At 51.7% G+C, this 507-nt stretch carries 1 pseudogene; it reads left to right on the forward strand.

Annotation, left to right across the window (positions count from 1 at the left end):
• Positions 1 to 479, forward strand: a pseudogene (locus R7O13_RS31180) (alpha-ketoacid dehydrogenase subunit beta); the annotation flags it as partial.
• Positions 480 to 507: the final 28 nt, after the last annotated feature.

The following is a 507-nucleotide window of genomic DNA, read 5'->3' on the forward strand; positions in this document are numbered from 1 at the left end:
CGCCGGAACACCACTCAGAAAGCATTGAAGCACTGTTTGCACATACCGCAGGCTTTAAAGTGGTGATTCCATCTTCCCCTCAGCGTGCTTACGGTTTGCTGCTTGCTGCCATTCGCAGTAACGATCCAGTGATGTTCTTTGAACCCAAACGCATCTATCGCACCGTTAAATCCGAAGTGATTGATAGCGGGGAAGCATTGCCACTAGACACTTGTTTTACGCTGCGCAAAGGCCGAGATATTACGCTCGTGACATGGGGAGCATGTGTTGTTGAATCTCTCCAAGCTGCGCAAACCCTATCAAGCCAAGGGATCGAAGTCGAAGTCATTGATCTGGCAAGTATTAAGCCGATTGATACCGCGACGATTTTCCGTTCACTAGAGAAAACCGGACGCCTGCTGGTTGTACATGAAGCCAGTAAAACGTGTGGTGTGGGTTCTGAGCTGCTGGCTCGAACCGCCGAGCACGCGATGTGCCTGCCATAAGCGCCACCTAGACGAGCCGCAG

The organism is Vibrio sp. Y176 (assembly GCF_033438945.1).